The organism is Segatella albensis DSM 11370 = JCM 12258 (genome assembly GCF_000426565.1).
Taxonomy (GTDB): Bacteria; Bacteroidota; Bacteroidia; order Bacteroidales; family Bacteroidaceae; genus Prevotella; species Prevotella albensis.
Genome location: NZ_AUFP01000013.1, coordinates 36,579 through 53,969 on the forward strand (window position 1 = coordinate 36,579; position 17,391 = coordinate 53,969).

Here is a 17,391-nt window from a genome sequence, read left to right on the forward strand (position 1 = left end):
TACCAATTTTCTTATCTATCGCACAAAAGTAGAAAAATATTTTTATCCGAACAAATTAAATGCATATAAAAATATATAAATACAAAAAACGGAATGTATTTTAACGTGTTCGATAACGATGTCTGTCTGAATAATGTAAGGCTAACACAAAGAGATAGTCGCTCAGACGGTTGAAGAATTTCAGTATCGTTGGGTCTATAGGGTATTGGCGATGTGCTGTCCAAAGGCGGCGCTCGGCCGTACGACATTTACTCCGAGCCATCTGAAGATATGCCTCCACTGCATTTGCTCCAGGCAGGACGAAACGGAAATTTTGCTTTGTACTAAGAAGATCTATCTGGGATTCAAGATACTCTACAAGGTCTGACGAAAGATGGCGATGTGGTTCACGTCCTTCGGGGGTGGCGATAATACTCATCGCATTCATGAGTTCGTTCTGAAGTGTCATCAGGTCGGCCTTATGTTCATCTTCATCGGGCAGCATCGTGATGGCGATACCGAGCATACAGTTGAGTTCATCGATCTGTCCATTGGCTTCTATGCGCACATCATCTTTTTCTACACGCAATCCGCCAGATAAGAACGTAAGGCCTTCATCACCTGTTTTTGTATATATTTTTCCCATACCTACATATCTTTAGACATCAAAGACCATTCCCTCGTTGGTGAGGTAACTATTAGGAAATATCTCTTGGGCTTCTTTCAGGATAACCGATTCATCATTATAGCGCGCGCTATAATGCCCCAAGAAGAGTTTGCCCACATGTGCATCACGGGCCACAGAGGCCGCATCTCGTGCTGTAGAATGATGATATTTGCGGGCACGGTCGGCATTATCGCTGGCATAGGTAGATTCGTGATACAACGTATCCACGCCTTCGATAAGTTTATAAAGGTCAGGAATATATCTCGTATCGCTACAGTAAGCATAAGAACGTGGAGCATCAGCTGGTTCTACGAATCTGCTATTGTCGATAACATCTCCGTCGGGGGTGGTCCAAGAAGCACCCAACTTGATATTATTGATTTGTGATATCGGCACATGATAGAAATCTATCATATCTCGTTTGATATGCGGAAGGGTCGGCTTTTCGCGAAACAGATATCCGCAAGTTGGCATACGATGCTTCAGAGGGATACTTTCTACCGTGAGCGAACGATCTTCGTAAATGACAGTTTTTTTCGTAGTATCCACGGCATGGAATTCTACACTAAATTCGAGACCTTGACAGAATGTCTTGATCTGTGAATCGAGTACAGGGCCGAGTTCTTTCGGACCATAGACCCGAAGCGTTGCCGTACGACCAAGCATCCCAAAGGTGGAGATCATGCCAATAAGACCAAAACAATGGTCGCCATGGAGATGGGAGATGAATACACAACTGATCTTGGTAAACCTTATCTTAGACTTACGCAGTTGCATCTGTGTACCCTCCCCGCAATCAATCATGAAGAGTTTCTCTCTGATCTCCACGACTTGCGACGAGGCATTATGTTTAAGTGTGGGAAGGGCTGAACCACATCCCAGGATATGAACTCTGAATGGTTCCACTACTTCTGACGCTTATAATCGAAAATTCCGTTCTTGTTTTCCAGACTCAAACTGTCTGCCGATAGGTTGTTAATATCGAAGGTGTCGCGGTTGATGACCAAACGACCATTGGAAATTCGCCAACTGGTCCATGGGTTCTGCTCGGCCTTGACATAACTTTCGATCTTACCGCCCTCCTCGATTTGGAAGTTCTTGTCGATACTTGTCCATTTACCGAGTAAGGTCGTGATATTGATAACTTTATTGGCTATCATCTCGCCATCGCCATCCTTATATCCGATGACGGCCATACGGTCGCCTGTCATGATGCCACCCACGACAGGATCTGTGTCGCTATCCAAGTTCATCAGATAGATAATGGTATCGCCATCGTCTGTGATGAGTTCGAGCGAATGCATCGCCGAGCCGTCTCCCGCAACGCCATAGACGGTAGAATCGTTTTCGTCGACCTCTACTACATTTGTACTATCCCCGGCAGCCGAAAGTACGGCCCGTTTGGTTCCATTACCATTGCAACTCGCCATGGCGATGACCATGAGCGCTATAAATGCATATAGTATCTTCTTCATCGTTCTTTATTATTTCTGGTTATTCTTCTCTTGTTGTTTTGCTTCATCCCAGAGGGCGTCCATCTCTTCAAGACTACTCTCATTAAAGTCTTTGCCCATCTCCTTCAATCGTTTCTCTACGTGGTTGAAACGACGGATAAACTTCTGATTAGTACTCTCGAGGGCATTGTCAGGATTCAGATGATACAGACGGGCTGCGTTGATGACGCTGAACAGGAAGTCGCCCAATTCTCGTGTGGAGCGTTCTTTATCGCCTTTGCGAAGTTCTGTTTCGAGTTCGCCCATCTCCTCGCGCACCTTATCCCATACATCATCCTTATCTTTCCAGTCGAAGCCCACGTTACGAGCTTTATCTTGGATACGATAAGCCTTGATAAGCGAAGGGAGCGAGTCTGGAACGCCGGAGAGAACCGTCTTATTGCCATCACGTTCTTTCTGTTTGCGTTGCTCCCAAGTTGATTCTACCTGAGCGGCCGTCTCAGGATTAGACGCATCCACCTCTTCTTCGTCGCGATAAACTACCTGCCCGCGAGCATTGATCTTGAGTTCCGGATTCGTGACATACCAGTCGCCCTCTTCGTTCCAATTGATGAAATCATGGCGAAACATCAACTTATCAGCCTGAGCGTTGCATACATCAGCAACATCGAATCCATCTTGTTCCTCGCCAAGTATGCTATAGAACAGCACATGCTCCGACACATCACCTAACTCTTTGCAGATATTCCTCATATCGTTCTTCATCAGAGCATCGCAAAGTTCAAAGGTTTCTTCTATCGTGTTAGGGCGCAAACTCTCAAAGGTTTGCTTCTTGTCCCAAGGGCACTCTTTCCTCAGTCGCTCCTGAACATCAAGTAATCGACCGAAAGCCTTCAGTTTCTCCTCTTTTGAATGTTTTTTCATGCTGCAAAGATAATAAAAATATGTGACTTCCGCCGTCACGGGTATGATTTTTAGGAAATCTTATATCTTACTTTCCCAGCCATTCTTTAAGTTGTGGGGCTCTATCGCGGCTGCACATCACATCGGTTTCCGGATAATATTTTAGTACAACACGATATTTTCCTACGAAATGGGTCTTCAGTCCACCTATTGCGTCGATATGCAGGATATATTGTCGACTGACGCGGAAGAAGTCATCTGGGCACAGTTCGCGTTCTACCTCCTCGAGGGTCTGTGAGATGCTATACCATTTACCATTTTTAAGATAGATACGCGTGTCTTTGTTCTCGGTACAGATGTGGCTGATGTCGCACACGTTGACAACCAAGAATCCATCCTTATAGGCTACGAGAAAGCGCTCTCGATATTTCATCTGATGTGCTTTCATCTGTTGCATGAGCATCTGGAGGCCCTCATTGGGCAACCGCATCTGCCGTATTCTTTCCATGACGGCTCTCAACTCTTCTGCGTCGACGGGTTTCATCAGATAGGCCAAACCGTTATAGCGAAAGGCTTGGAGGGCGTATTCGTCGTAAGCGGTCGTGAACACAAGTGATGTGGCGGAACTCATCTCGCTTAACGCGTCAAAGGCTATGCCGTCACTCAGACGAACATCCGAAAAAATGATGTCCGGGGCTTGATTGCCTTGATGGATATGCAACCATTGGCGGGCTTCCACTACCGATTCCAATGGTCCTTCTATCTCGAGGGTACAGTCATACTCCAGCAAGAGTTTCTGCAGACGGTTGAAATTACGAAATTCGTCTTCGATGATCAATATCTTCATAATACAGGTCTTTTTACGGTAAATGTCTGGTCGTTGTCGACAACCTCTATCTCTCTGCCAAAGAGCAACTGATAACGCTCACGAAGATTAGAGAGACCTAAACCCGTTGAATCAATGTTAGAAGATAGTGGCTGTATCTTATTGCTAATCAACAGATAGCCGTCACAACTACGAATATCGACGACCAGCGGATGTTTCAGCGAATGCGCATTGTGCTTGATAGCATTCTCCACCAACAGTTGGATGGCAAGTGGCGGTAACATTCCAGACCGCTCCTCGGGGAAGTTCACCTGTATGGCCTTGCCAAATCGCATCTGAATCAATTCTTCATACGAGTGGAGCATCTGCAATTCTTCATGCAGAGACACAAGATGGGTATTCATGTTTACTTATTTATAGCGGTATACACGCGACAAACTATCCAAAAAGGCGTGCGCATCATTTGTACTTTCGTCGATAAGATCAGAGAGAATACTGAAGTTATTGAAGAGAAAAAGCGGCTCAACCTGACTTTTGAGCGCTATGAGCGAAGTTTGCAGATTGACTTCTTTCTGTCGGGCATTCTCCATCTCCAATTTATGCCGTCCTTCCATTTGCAGGCGATAAGCGCGCTGAAACACAATATTGGCATGAACTCCCGAAATAAAGGTGGCTATAAGACTGAACACATAGACTGACGCCACATATTCCTCATGGGAGATGTCATCGATTGAGGCGTAGAGGGAGGCTACCAACGTGTTCACAGCCAACAGCAACAGAGAATACAAGAACATCTTGCCCAAATAATGCTCCAATGGCTGAAAAAGATAGATGAACAGGCGGTTGAGTACAAGCGATATACCGATAAACACAACCATTGAGGAACAATCGCGCACAAAGTCCATGACTTGGTAATGGTCGCCAAACACAGGTTCCTGAGATATGATACTGAAATAGCCATAACTCAAGACCATGGCAATGAGCCAAAGTTCAAGAAGCAATAATATGTCGCGCCAACTGGCGCAATATTTTTTTTCATTTCCATATGACAAAGATAATATAAATCAAAGCGTGATACAAATCTTTTATCTTTTTTATTATCGATTTCTTGTTGTAAAGGTAATCATTTCATATCTTCCTACCCCTTCGCATATGACCGAACTGTAGAAAAATACGTTTCAACAGTCATTTTATACGATTCAGTCATTTTTATGAGTGTCATAGGCTTCTTACATCGTAACTTTGCCGACGAAAATTCAGAATTAAAAAAATGAGAAAGAGTATCGTTATAATATTAAATATCGCATGTATTCTTTTGTTTACAGGATGTAACTATCAAGAGAACAAAAACGAAGCAGAGAGTAAAACAGAGACGATGAGGGTAACAACACGAGATGTCACCCTCACAACTGCATATTCTGCCACCATGCGAGGACGACAAGATATTGCAGTTTTTCCACAATTAGAGAGCAAAATCGTAAGACTCTTGATAGAGGAAGGCCAGTCTGTGAAGATTGGTCAACCTCTTTTCATCTTAAACCAGGTGGCACAACGTGCTGCGCTCAACACGGCCATCGCCAACGAGCACGCGGCACAAGCGGCCCTTGCCAACGCTCGTCTCACTTTTGCCGGGAAGATGAAATTGTATCAGAAGAAAATCGAGTCGGCCTTTACCATCGCCCAGACGCGCAATCAGGTAGCACAGGCCAAGGCTCAATGGGAACAGGCTCATGCCGAAGTGGTAAACGCTAGGAACAGTCTGTCGTATACCGTGGTGAGAAGTCCGTCGGCTGGTGTCATCGGCTCCCTACCTTATAGAGTCGGAGCCTTAGTGTCGCCCACCATGACAACACCTCTTACATATGTTTCCGACAACGCAGAGATGATAGCGTATTTTTCCCTCAACCAAGACCAGCTATCCTCTCTACTTCGCAAATATGGCAGCAAAGAGAAGGCGCTCAAAAAAAAATGCCTGCCGTACGCTGGCAAATGAATGATGGGTCTTGCTATGCTACTCCTGGGAAGGTGATAACCATCAGCGGATTACTTGACCAGAATACCGGTAGCGTGAGCGTACGGGCTGTCTTTGACAATAGTAACCGACTTTTGCTGAGTGGGGCCACAGGCAACGTGCTGATGCCTACCACCTTCAGAAACGTAGTGGTGATACCACAGACAGCCGTAAGCCAGTTGCAAGACAAGTTGCTGGTGAAAAAAGTCATAAATGGCAAGACGAAACTTACCGAGATTAAGGTATATCCACAGAACGACGGCAAAAACTATATCGTGCTGAGCGGTCTGAAAGCTGGCGATGAAATCATTAAAAACTAAAGAATCATAAAACTGAAGACTTTTATCGAGCGCCCGATATTCTCAGCCGTTATATCCATTCTCATCATCCTCATGGGACTTGTTTCCTTGTTCCAGTTACCTATCGAGCAATTCCCTGATATGGCTCTCCCTACCGTCAACGTAATGACGACATACGCGGGGGTCAATGCCGAAACCGTAATCAAGAGCGTGATAACTCCTCTGGAGGAGAGCATCAACGGTGTGGAGGGTATGACTTATATGACCTCTTCTGCCTCTAACACAGGAGATGCCAGCATTACCGTATATTTCAAGAAGGGCGTCAATCCTGATATGGCGGCCATAAACGTGCAAAACCGTGTACAGGCGGCGCTTGCTTTGATGCCTGCTGAGGTTACCCGACAAGGTGTAACTACCGAAAAGGATCAAAGCGGAGAACTTATGACGATATCATTATATTCTGATAATAAGCAGTTTGACGAGAATTTCATCAACAACTACATGAGTATCAATATCATCCCGAAATTGAAACGTATCACGGGTGTGGGCAAGGTAATGATGTATGGTGGAAACTATAATATGCGCCTATGGCTCAAACCTGATAAGATGGCTCAATATAAGTTGGTTCCTGAGGACATCTCTACGGCTTTGGCCAATCAGAATATAGAGGCTGCCACAGGTGCTTTTGGCGAGAACCATGACAACACCTACGTCTACACGATGAAATACCGGGGCCGTTTCTCTACGCCGGAGCAGTTTGCTAACATCATGATCAGGAGTAAGGCGGATGGACAGATTCTTCGTCTTGGCGATGTGGCCCGCGTAGAAATGGGAGCTGACTCTTACAACTATACCAACGCCGTGGATGGGCATCCTGCGGCCATCATGATGATACAACAGACATCGGGAACCAATGCTTCGCAGATCATCAAGGAGATAGACTAGGAGATGGAGGTTATCGCGAGAAATTTGCCTGAGGGTTTGCTTTTCCAAAGAATCAACGATGCCAAACAATATCTGGATGCCAGTATCAATACCGTGGTAGAGACTTTGATAGAGGCTATCCTACTGGTGATCCTTGTGGTATATGTGTTCCTACAGGACATTAAGTCGACACTGATTCCGACGATAAGTATCATCGTGTCGCTCATCGGTACTTTCGCTTTTATGCAGATGGCTGGATTCACGCTCAACCTGCTCACACTCTTTGCCCTCGTGCTGACCATAGGAACCGTGGTAGGCGATGCCATCATCGTGGTAGAGGCCGTACAGGCGAATTTCGACAAAGGTTATCGATCGCCTTATCTGGCTTCGACCGATGCCATGCGCAATGTGGCGATGGCCCTCTTCACATCCTCTGTCATCTTCATGGTCGTCTTCATCTCGGTAAGTATGATCGGGGGCACGTCGGGAGCTTTCTATCGCCAGTTTGGTCTTACCATGGCTGCTGCCATCGGTATCTCGGCTCTGAATGCGTTCACATTATCGCCTGCGCTTTGTGCCCTTCTGTTGCGCCCTTATACCGACGAGAATGGTGTGGAGAAGCAGAATTTTGCGGCACGTTTTCGTCATGCTTTCAACGCGATTTTCTCCGTGGTGAGCGCTAAATATGCGCATATTGCCTTCCGATTTATGAAGCACAAATACATCTCCTTGGGGATTGTGGCGGCAGCCATTGGTCTGTTGGTAGTCTTGGTTAGGATTACGCCGATGGCTCTCGTTCCCGATGAGGATACGGGTATGCTCTACGTAAACCTGAACACCAAACCGGGTACGTCGCTCAGCGAGAATGCGAAGTCGCTGGCGCAGATGGATAGGATTCTTCGAAACATTCCGGGTATTGCACATCAGGCGATGACAAAGGGTTATTCGTTTACGGGTTCGGGTAGCAACTCGGGTATGTTCTTTGTACCGCTCAAACCGTGGGAAGAACGTGGTAAAGACGAGAGTATAACGGCTATCACGGAGAAAATCAACGAGGCTGCTAAGGGAATCGATGGCGCACAAGTCATGGTGATGTCGCCTTCGCTCATACCGGGATTCGGAACCTGCAACGGTTTCGACTTGAACTTGGAGGATAAGAATGGTGGAAGCATAGAGAGATTCCAACAGATAAAGTATCGGTTCATAGCGGAACTAAGTCAGCAACCTGAGATTAGTATGGGCTATTCTGAGTTTAGTGTCGACTATCCGCAATATTGGTTGGATATCGATGCAGCGAAATGTGAGCGTGCGGGTATCTCGCCAAATGCGATCTTACAGACGATACAGGGATATTATGGTAGTAGTTATATCTCTAACTTCAACCGATTCTCTCGCTTGTATAATGTCACGATGCAGGCTGAACCTGATGCGCGTGTAAACGCAGAATCACTCAATAACATCTATGTCAGACTGGAGAATGGAGAGATGTCGCCCGTGGCTCAATATGTGAAGCTCACTCGGACACAAGGCCCACAGAGTCTGTCGAGATTCAATATGTTCAATAGTATCAACGTGACGGGTACTCCGTCGGCGGGTCATAGCAACGGACAGGCTATGGAGGCTATTGAACGGGTGGCCAAGAAGACACTTCCGTTGGGTTATGGCTATGAATATGGCGGAATGTCGCTCGAGGAGAGTAAGTCGAAAGGGAACTTTGCGCTCGTCTTTGCCCTGAGTCTGCTCATCATCTATCTTGTGCTGGCATCGCTCTATGAGAGTCTCATCTTGCCTTTCGCCATCATCTTGGCGGTTCCTGTGGGAATACTTGGCAGTTTTGTGATGGCTCAACTTCTTGATTTCCAGAACAACATCTATATGCAGACGAGTATCGTACTTCTAATAGGATTACTTGCCAAGACTGGCATTCTTCATCATCTTCCAATGGCTTGAGGAGAGGTTTCATCTTCATAGGTAATTGATTGGCATTCGATGTTTTTTTAAAAACCGCCAACACTCACGTGCTAACGGTTTCTTTCTTCCCTCACTCGAGAAGTTCTAATAACGTTTGTTCAACGTTACATTATGACGAGTTTATGTGCTCTATTGAGCACATGCAAAAGTAGTAATATTGCGACGAAACGCCAAATGTTTTTCCAACTGTTTTCGCCGAAAAGCGCATAAATTAACTATATTTAAACTTACAAGACTTATAAAGGCTTTCCCCGTTACTTACAACTGAGAGAACCGTAAGAACGGGATTTCATGCCGGTACAATAGTAAGGGTATATCCCCAATGGGTATTGTTAGAGCTGATGTTGATGGGAGGCGAGATGCTGCAAAGAAGATAGATTTGGGCTTCGTAGAGAAGAAGTAGATTTGGGGGAGATGAGAATGAACTAATCCCTGAAATTTATCTCTTACTTCAGTTACTTCAGTTTTCAGTTAGTTTTTTGAGGGGTATAACTTTATACTTTTTGCGAAAATGTCTGACAGATATTTTTCTTAATTAATTATATTATATAAATAAGAGAAAAATATATACAAATTGGAAAATCAGAGAAGAATCACTACCCCGAAAAACAACTGAAGTAACTGAAATCTGAAGTAAATATAATATTAATTTTAACGTAAAACTCTGATTATCAGCAATTTATATGGATTCTATAAAATATGATATCACAGAAGCCTCTTCTCCTATGATGCCATAACTCGGTAGGCAGGACCTTAAGATACTCATTATCAAGCAGTTAAGTATAAAATCGCACAATAACGTATAACAACGTATCATCGCTATTTCAGAATGTTGTATCTTTGCAAATGTCATCAGGAAACAAGGCGACGTCCACCACCCCGTCCAGAAGGAATCCCGAATGCTAAGACAGAGACGTCTGTACATAGCACGGGATGCAACAGAAGAATTCTACCGGCCTTACTTAGAAGTTTCTTCGTCCTTCTTTCCGAATTCTTGCTGATAGCCTTCGCTTGTGACGATGGCATGGATGTTGTCAGCATTCAATTCTACGAAGACCTGATCGAATGGGTTAATGACGATACTTGGTAACGGTTTCTTCTCCTTACCGTTCTGAGTCGACGCAGCATACATCTGCTCGTTGATGGCTATGGCATCATTGAAACTCATCAGTTGGACACGGGGACGCTTGCCACTGGCCTTGATATTAGGCTCATGCAACAGAGAACGAAAATCGGTATACATCTGGAAAACAGGGATGTCTTCTCTCATCAACCAATTGAATGAGATCTGGGTGCCCTCAGGCCATTTCTCCATGTTTTCCCCAGTATCCGGATTCTGTACGATTTCTGGTTCCTTGTTGGCCATAAAGGGTACGATAAATGGGGAATGACAAATGGTAAAGGTCAGCAGATTGGCATATTGTGGGTCTTGATAGTTCTTTGGAAATTCTTGTATCAGACCTTTCAAGAATGCATTCTCACAGGGTTTTGAGAGGTCGTTGGGGTTAAATGACGGTATATTGGTGACGACGGCAAAACGACTGGCATACTGCAAATCCTTCAGACCGCTGATTTGGATGGTGACGAACTCGTCTTTGCCTCGATGCACGGTTACTCCGGTCGAGGTTTCGATATACACAATCTCGCATCCTTCTGTATGGTTAGGCACGCAAAGGCGCACTTTCTGGCCCTTCACGATTTCGCCATGTACCGTTCCTCTCACTTCGATGTCGCTATCCGACAACTTACGGGCAGATTCTATCATAAGGGTGAAAGGTTGTCCGACGATATGCTCACGGAAAGGAGCTTCTATGTCTTCCACCTTATTATCAATGTCCATATCAACCATTGCTGGTCTCTCGACAGACTTTTCCGACAGTTGTTCTTCTGATTTGTTTTCCGCAGTATGTTCTGTGTTATTCTTTTTCCCAAAAAGTTTATCAAAAATGCTCATAATTAGTTATTTTTCATAAATATTTCTTCTTCATTATAGTGCAAAAATAGCAAAATTAGGCAATCTAACAAAATATTTTCTAAAAAAATTCGAAAATTTGCTTTGATATTTGATTTAATTTATTATATTTGCCACAGAACATTTATTATTTTATTACTACTTATTCATACGCATAACATCTTGAGAATTAAGATAAAAGAGTTCCAGGGTATATTAATATTCGCAATGATTATTACTTCAGGATGCTCCAATGATGATTCTTACACACTGGAACCAGACATAAACATCCCTGTCGCCTTCAATACTTATGTTGAAGGGGGAAATAATAGTTCGTCTATTTCTACACGCGCAGGAGAAGTTGCCCCTGTTGGAGCAATTCAAAATGTTGATCGGCTACAGCAATATGGATTCGGTGTATTCAGTTACTATACCGAAGAGAATAATTATGCTGGCAATACTAGGGCTAACTTTATGTGGGATCAGAAAATAGTATATAGTAACGGATGGACATATACGCCGTTGAGATATTGGCCTACGGAATCAACGAGGAATTCTGTTGTTGTCCAGAATTTACTTTCCTTCTTTTCTTATGCGCCATTTTATGAAGCCTTGGGCGGAACGGCCTGTGATGTCACGGGAAATACCAATGCTGTAAGCGCGCAGAATTTTATGGTGAAAACGGGGGCTAACAATGGGATTGTCGCCATCACCAATAATAATTATGCTGGTGACCCTCTCGTCTTGTATAAGGTTGCGCAAAGTCCATCTGAGCATGTCGATTTGCTTTGGGGTGTCGTTCCGTCTGGAACAACATCGTATCAGGACGCAAGTGGCAACACGGTGGCGCTTACGCCTGGTAGACCTTATGCCAACATGAGTCAACAGTCGCGTAATAGTAATGTGAACTTCCACTTTAAGCATGCGCTCATGCGTATCGGTTTGAATGTGCAATGCGACTATTCGGGTACGGGGGATGATGCGGAGAATGGTATACAGACTTTGTTCTTGTTTAAGGAAGCTTCCATCAGAATCAATACGCCAAATTCGGCTACGCTTAATCTTAACAATACGGTGGCTAACACGCCATTGTGGCAGAATATCGGCTATCAGACCATTGTGGGCGAAGATGATGAGACGGCTGTATTTGGTAGAGGTAAGACGACGTTGCATATCGATAGTGCGTTTATCTCGCCTTCTTTGCGTGACTTTGATTATGGGAGCAATTCTCTTACTACTGAGGAGAAGAATAGTAAGTGGAGTTTTGCTTATACGAATAAGGAGAATACGAGGAATTTGCTTAAGGATGTTGCGGTAGGTAATTCTTCTGTTCCGGCATATTACATGATCATCCCTGATACTTGTACTCATTCGCCAAGAACGGTATTGGAAATTTCGGCCACGTATTCTATCCAGATCCGTGACCCTCGACTGGTGCTCACGAATGGGTTTACCAGACAATTGATTACACGAAACTCTACACTCGTACTGGAGAAATTCCAGGCGGGTAAAGCTTATACTATTAATATCATTCTGAGCAGGAACAAGATGGAGTTCAAGGTTTCTTGTGATGATTGGCAAGAGCCTATCAACTATAATCCTGATGTTGATCTTTGGGCTGAAACTACGCCTGATTATATCGACTTGCATCCGAATATCGGTTATCTCCCTTATGTCACTCCATGGGATAATGAGGCTAGTAATCGTTCTTTGGATTTGCATCCTCCTGTTGGATATTCTAATTCTGTTGAACCGTGGGAGAACGATCCTATTAGAACTATTGATTTTAAATGATGAATATACGTTTCCGACATATCCTATACGCGACAATGATGATATCTCCTTTCTTGATATCATCTTGTTCGGATGAGTTGTCTGCTGAGGGCAACAAGAATCCTGGCAGCATCTATTTCCGTGTATCTACATCGCAACTCGATGACCAATCGTCTATGACCCGTTCTTCGATTGGTGAGGTCAATAATTCATTACCAGTTGCTTTCCAGGGATCTACGGGGCATACTGGGAATGTGTATCTGCACGAAAGTTGTTATGGGCAGATCGATAAGGGATTGCGAACTAGTCGACAAGATACACGTGGTAGTATCATCACCAACGAGAATTTGTCAACTTTCAGGGCGTGGGGATATTATTCTGATCATATTAATGAGGAATCTACGGATTCTATCTTTAAGAGACTCGATATTACGAAGAGTACCACTACAACGACGCTCTGGAGTAGAGCTTATGCGTGGCCTAACAATCACGAATTTTATCGTTTCTATGGGATTACTCCATATTCTGCTACGGGTGTTGTCATCAACGACAGAAATACGGCCTTCTATTGGGCTCCGGAAATCACTTATACGCCGAGTACCAATGTGGATGAACAGGTTGACTTGTTGGAGGCTACTACGATCACAAATAAGGAGGAAATGTATTCTCGACAGGGTGAGGTTCCTTTACAGTTTAAGCATATCACCACAGCGGTAAGATTCTCTGTGGATGAACTTCCTGCGGGAGATACTATCAAGAGCATAACGATTAGTGATGTTCTCAACCAAGGTACTTACTTTTTGTTGAATAATACAGGATTCGACCATACGGGTTGGCAGTATTATAATGCTACCAAGACGAGTTATACCATAAACTTGGGCACGGGATATATCGTGAATAATGATAGTAAAAATAATTACATCACGGATAAGGTGATGTTCGTTGTTCCTCAGTATCTTCCTGATAGCGCTAGAATTTCTGCGGTGGTTCGTCATGCGGGTGTAGATCACACAATATATGCTGATCTTGGTGGAAAGAAATGGCCTATGGGAGCCACGGTGATTTATAAGCTCTCTTCGAGTGCTATCAATTATGCTTATGAGTTATCTGTTGACCCGATTGAAAATTTCTCACATCAGGCAGGTAGTAAGACTTATCGGGTGACGAGTTTCCTTAAGGATAATGGTGGTAACACCACTACCGCTAAGGGATGGACCATCACGGGATATAAGGTGGACGATGCGGCTAATTTCTCTAACACTTGTCCTTCTTGGCTTACGCTCTCAGTAACGAGTTCCGATGGTACATTAGTAAATGTTAGTGGTTCAGCTTCTATCTCTGAGGCGGGATATTCTACCTCTGGAAATCATATTACTAATCTTCAGGTTCAAAAGGGTGGATATGATGCTACTCATGCCGAGGATTTGTCATTCTATGATGCTGATGGTAACAGACAGGTGAGCCGAAACACGGCTAACTGTTATGTGGTACATGGATATGGATGGTATAAATTCCCAATGGTCTATGGTAATGCTATCGCAAACTATAGAACGAATGCTTCGAGTTATAGTTCGGCGACAAGTTCGTCTGAAACTTATCTAAATTGTTTTAAGAATGCGCGTGGCGAGAATATTTCTTCTCCGTGGATTCGAAGTGACTTGGGAATTGGTAATAATTCGCGCCTAGCATCTGTCATCTGGTCAGATACCGAGGGCCTTATAGATACAGAGGTCGTCACAAGCAATGATTATGTGATTTTCCATATCGATAGGGATAAGATAAAACCTGGAAATGCGGTCATCGCCTTATGGGATGGAGATGGTAAAACGAATGATGCCAATATCGTTTGGAGTTGGCATATCTGGGTAACTGATGAATCTTTGGGATATTCTGACTGTATTCCTGTGACCAATCAGAATAATTATACTTCGCACATGATGCCGGTAAATTTGGGATGGGTCGATAGCGAGAGTTCTACAAGAACTTACTTGGGAAGAAAATGCGTCGTGGAACTTACACAGGAAACGTCTGGAAAGAAGGCTACTTTCGTCATCAATCAGGTTGGCGAGAGAATTCGTGCGGGATATAATACTTATTATCAATGGGGACGCAAGGATGCTATGCCTCCTAACAAGACTTTCTATAGTGTTGCTTATCCTAATCAAACTAAGGCTAGGCATCCAGCTCGAACATATTCTTATTCTGCAAGTTCTACTGGAAGCATTGCTGAGGGTATCCTTAATCCTGAGAAGTTGATTCGCTATAGTAGCACAGCTAACTGGCTCAACGGAAATATCATCAATCTGTGGGATATGGGTAATACTCAGACGATTCTCACGGGTGACGTTGTGGTTCCTAGTGATGCGAGAATCACCAAGACGATATATGATCCTTGTCCAGTGGGTTATCATGTTCCTTCTTCGGGAGCTTTAACTGGTTTTACTTCTATAGGGGCTAATTCTTCGGGATTCTCTTCAAGTGAGGAATACTGGAATATTTTAGGTACCATTTCCAACTGGAACGCGGGATGGAGTTTTTTTAGTGCTCCTCTTACAGCTAATTCTAACCCTAAGATGAGTGAGGATGCTATCACTATTTACTTCCCAGCTACTGGTTTCCGCGGAGATAACTGGAGTGATTTCTGCCCTATCGGATCTACAGCTAGCAACACCGGAGATGTATGGAATGATGGCGATTTCGGATGTTACTGGAATGCAGGCTTCATGCGTACTGATAATACGCATGCTCGTGCGGGTGCCTTCTTCTTCCATTACGATAGATCAGAAACTGATGCCAACGGCAGAAGTGGTAAGAATATGAATCCATTGGTCAATAGCAATAACGAGTCTGCTCCTTGGCATGCTCGTAGCATTCGACCAGCCCATGATTAACATAAAAATATAAAAAATGAAACAAAAAAGTTTACATATTATCTTCCTATATTCTATGTTATTCGCTGCTTGTAGCGATAACATAGAGATTGGTCGTAATACCTATGAAACGGGAGAAGTACCAATGTCTTTCACTGTAAAGTCGACAGATTTACCTGATGAATCTTCTACTCGTTTCAATGATTCTTATTATATTGATAGCACGATAATACCACAGGGACAGCAAATTGGTGTTTTCGCCTTCGATCAAGGCACAACCTTATGGGATGATTTAGCTACGAAAACCGCCAATTTCATGTATAATCAACCAATGACAAGTGCTAAAACGAGCGCTGACGAAGATACGCTAACATACTCTCCTGTGAGATATTGGACTCCGGATCATATGTATGCTTTCTATGCGTACTATCCATTTAGCGCAACCGTTAATAGTGTTGAAAATGGAATCTACGGCTATGGGGTTACAATTACCCCTTCTAATATCGGTGTTGGCGATGGCGCAGGAAGTATTCATTTTAAAATGCAACCTGAGGCTAAGAATCAAACAGACTTCTTAGTAAGCGATTTAACGGTAAATCATATCATGCCGGGCATGGCTGGTAATTTGGATAAACGAGTAAGTTTCTCTATGCATCATGCCCTGTCAAGTTTGTCTTTTACTATCAATCTAACTCATCTTTATCCAGACATAACCCTCGACGATCCTACACCACAGTATCATCTATATACAGGACTCTATGGCATATATACAGAAGGAAATCTTTCTACAACAAATTCTTATGAGATTAGCAATAGTAGTTGGCAACTAACAAATACAGGAAATGTTCATATGACTAACTTTGATGCAGAAAAAGAAGGTAGTAGCGATAACTATGACACTCAAGAGGCTGCTACATTCTTAGTTCTACCACAAAGCCCACAAAATATTGCCAATGACGACGACACATATCTTATCATGGAATTCCATGCTAGAAACTATGAAAGCAATGGCAAACATAATCATGGCATATACATTAATAAAATTAGCAATATCATGCAAGATGCAGGATGGCGGGAAGGTGTGAAATATAATTACACAATATACCCTAGAAAAAGTGAAGATTGCTACAAATTTCAAAACTTCTACTACCCTCTCATACTCAATGGAAAGGATATGACAGCTAGTTCATCCTTCAGTATTCCGGGTCAAATAAACAATGCTGAACAAGAATGGAAATATAATAAATATCTAATCTATCTAAAGGACTACAAAGTTTCTACTAGCACCAAACTCGTAATTGACTATACATGTGAAAATTCATCAGAAAGTGCTCTGACAATACAACAAGGAGGCAATACACTAACATTTTCAAGGACATCACCCGAAAGTAATCATTACATCCTTACTCACAATATGACAACAGACGATATATCATATATACAAAACAATGGAATTGGATATACAATTACTTCAAGTGTAAACGGTATGCACATCAATTCAGTTACAATTCTTTCAGATCCGAGCGAATAGTGTTCCATAATTCTCGAATTTGGAAGCGTCCGACCCGTTGCACGGAAATTCTCAAAATATGAACGATATATATCAGCCTGTCAGTTGTACATTCTGGCAGGCTTTTTACGTAATATATACACGAAACAACGATACAACAAATCACTTTACGGCTTAACCAGCACATCAATGTACGGCAACGAAAAAAGCCCCGAATACTTTCGTAATCGAGGCTTGATTTAAAAGGAGGCGG

At 43.4% G+C, this 17,391-nt stretch carries 13 protein-coding genes and 1 pseudogene; 6 read left to right on the forward strand and 8 right to left on the reverse strand.

Annotation, left to right across the window (positions count from 1 at the left end; genetic code table 11):
- Window positions 1-100 precede the first annotated feature (100 nt).
- From K333_RS0108175 to K333_RS12695, 7 genes are all read right to left on the reverse strand, one after another.
- Window positions 101-625 carry a cob(I)yrinic acid a,c-diamide adenosyltransferase gene (locus tag K333_RS0108175; protein ID WP_024990368.1) on the reverse strand — a complete coding sequence of 175 codons (525 nt, stop codon included), beginning with the start codon at window positions 623-625 and terminating at the stop codon, window positions 101-103.
- Window positions 626-637: 12 nt separating this feature from the next.
- The gene (locus K333_RS0108180) at window positions 638-1,552 is read right to left on the reverse strand and encodes a ribonuclease Z (RefSeq protein ID WP_024990367.1); all 915 of its coding nucleotides are present in this window, start codon (window positions 1,550-1,552) and stop codon (window positions 638-640) included.
- Window positions 1,552-2,121 (reverse strand): lipocalin-like domain-containing protein, encoded by a 570-nt coding sequence (locus K333_RS0108185; RefSeq protein WP_024990366.1) that lies wholly within the window; start codon window positions 2,119-2,121, stop codon window positions 1,552-1,554. The genes K333_RS0108180 and K333_RS0108185 overlap by 1 nt, the downstream gene beginning before the upstream one ends.
- A 9-nt stretch (window positions 2,122-2,130) precedes the next feature.
- On the reverse strand, window positions 2,131-3,024 hold the full coding sequence (gene mazG / locus K333_RS0108190; RefSeq protein ID WP_024990365.1) for a nucleoside triphosphate pyrophosphohydrolase: 894 nt from the start codon (window positions 3,022-3,024) through the stop codon (window positions 2,131-2,133).
- A 67-nt stretch (window positions 3,025-3,091) separates the two neighbouring features.
- The gene (locus tag K333_RS0108195; protein WP_027452559.1) at window positions 3,092-3,850 is read right to left on the reverse strand and encodes a LytR/AlgR family response regulator transcription factor; all 759 of its coding nucleotides are present in this window, start codon (window positions 3,848-3,850) and stop codon (window positions 3,092-3,094) included.
- Window positions 3,847-4,233, reverse strand: a complete 387-nt coding sequence (locus K333_RS12690) for a LytS family sensor histidine kinase (protein WP_051230909.1) — start codon at window positions 4,231-4,233, stop codon at window positions 3,847-3,849. Before K333_RS12690 ends, K333_RS0108195 begins: the two co-directional genes overlap by 4 nt.
- A gap of 6 nt (window positions 4,234-4,239) precedes the next feature.
- On the reverse strand, window positions 4,240-4,881 hold the full coding sequence (locus K333_RS12695) for a histidine kinase (protein WP_051230910.1): 642 nt from the start codon (window positions 4,879-4,881) through the stop codon (window positions 4,240-4,242).
- A gap of 218 nt (window positions 4,882-5,099) precedes the next feature.
- Between K333_RS12695 and K333_RS12955 the strand changes: the two genes are divergently transcribed.
- From K333_RS12955 to K333_RS12155, 3 genes and pseudogenes are all read left to right on the forward strand, one after another.
- Window positions 5,100-5,822: an efflux RND transporter periplasmic adaptor subunit gene (locus tag K333_RS12955; RefSeq protein ID WP_081657227.1), complete on the forward strand. Its 723-nt coding sequence runs from the start codon at window positions 5,100-5,102 to the stop codon at window positions 5,820-5,822.
- A complete protein-coding gene (locus K333_RS12960; RefSeq protein ID WP_155807885.1) occupies window positions 5,798-6,160 on the forward strand; it encodes an efflux RND transporter periplasmic adaptor subunit in 363 nt (120 codons plus the stop codon). Before K333_RS12955 ends, K333_RS12960 begins: the two co-directional genes overlap by 25 nt.
- Before the next feature lie 6 nt (window positions 6,161-6,166).
- A pseudogene (locus tag K333_RS12155) lies at window positions 6,167-9,013 on the forward strand (efflux RND transporter permease subunit).
- A gap of 979 nt (window positions 9,014-9,992) precedes the next feature.
- Here K333_RS12155 and K333_RS0108215 read toward each other — a convergent pair.
- A complete protein-coding gene (locus K333_RS0108215; protein ID WP_024990364.1) occupies window positions 9,993-10,988 on the reverse strand; it encodes a hypothetical protein in 996 nt (331 codons plus the stop codon).
- Window positions 10,989-11,213: 225 nt separating this feature from the next.
- On the opposite strand from K333_RS0108215, the gene K333_RS0108220 reads away from it, so the two are divergent.
- From K333_RS0108220 to K333_RS0108230, 3 genes are read left to right on the forward strand one after another with little or no spacing between them, the layout of a single operon-like run.
- Window positions 11,214-12,779 carry a fimbrillin family protein gene (locus K333_RS0108220; RefSeq protein ID WP_024990363.1) on the forward strand — a complete coding sequence of 522 codons (1,566 nt, stop codon included), beginning with the start codon at window positions 11,214-11,216 and terminating at the stop codon, window positions 12,777-12,779.
- Complete coding sequence (locus K333_RS0108225; protein ID WP_154653020.1) at window positions 12,776-15,649, forward strand: fimbrillin family protein; 2,874 nt, start codon at window positions 12,776-12,778, stop codon at window positions 15,647-15,649. Before K333_RS0108220 ends, K333_RS0108225 begins: the two co-directional genes overlap by 4 nt.
- Before the next feature lie 16 nt (window positions 15,650-15,665).
- The gene (locus K333_RS0108230) at window positions 15,666-17,159 is read left to right on the forward strand and encodes a fimbrillin family protein (RefSeq protein ID WP_081657230.1); all 1,494 of its coding nucleotides are present in this window, start codon (window positions 15,666-15,668) and stop codon (window positions 17,157-17,159) included.
- Window positions 17,160-17,391 lie beyond the last annotated feature (232 nt).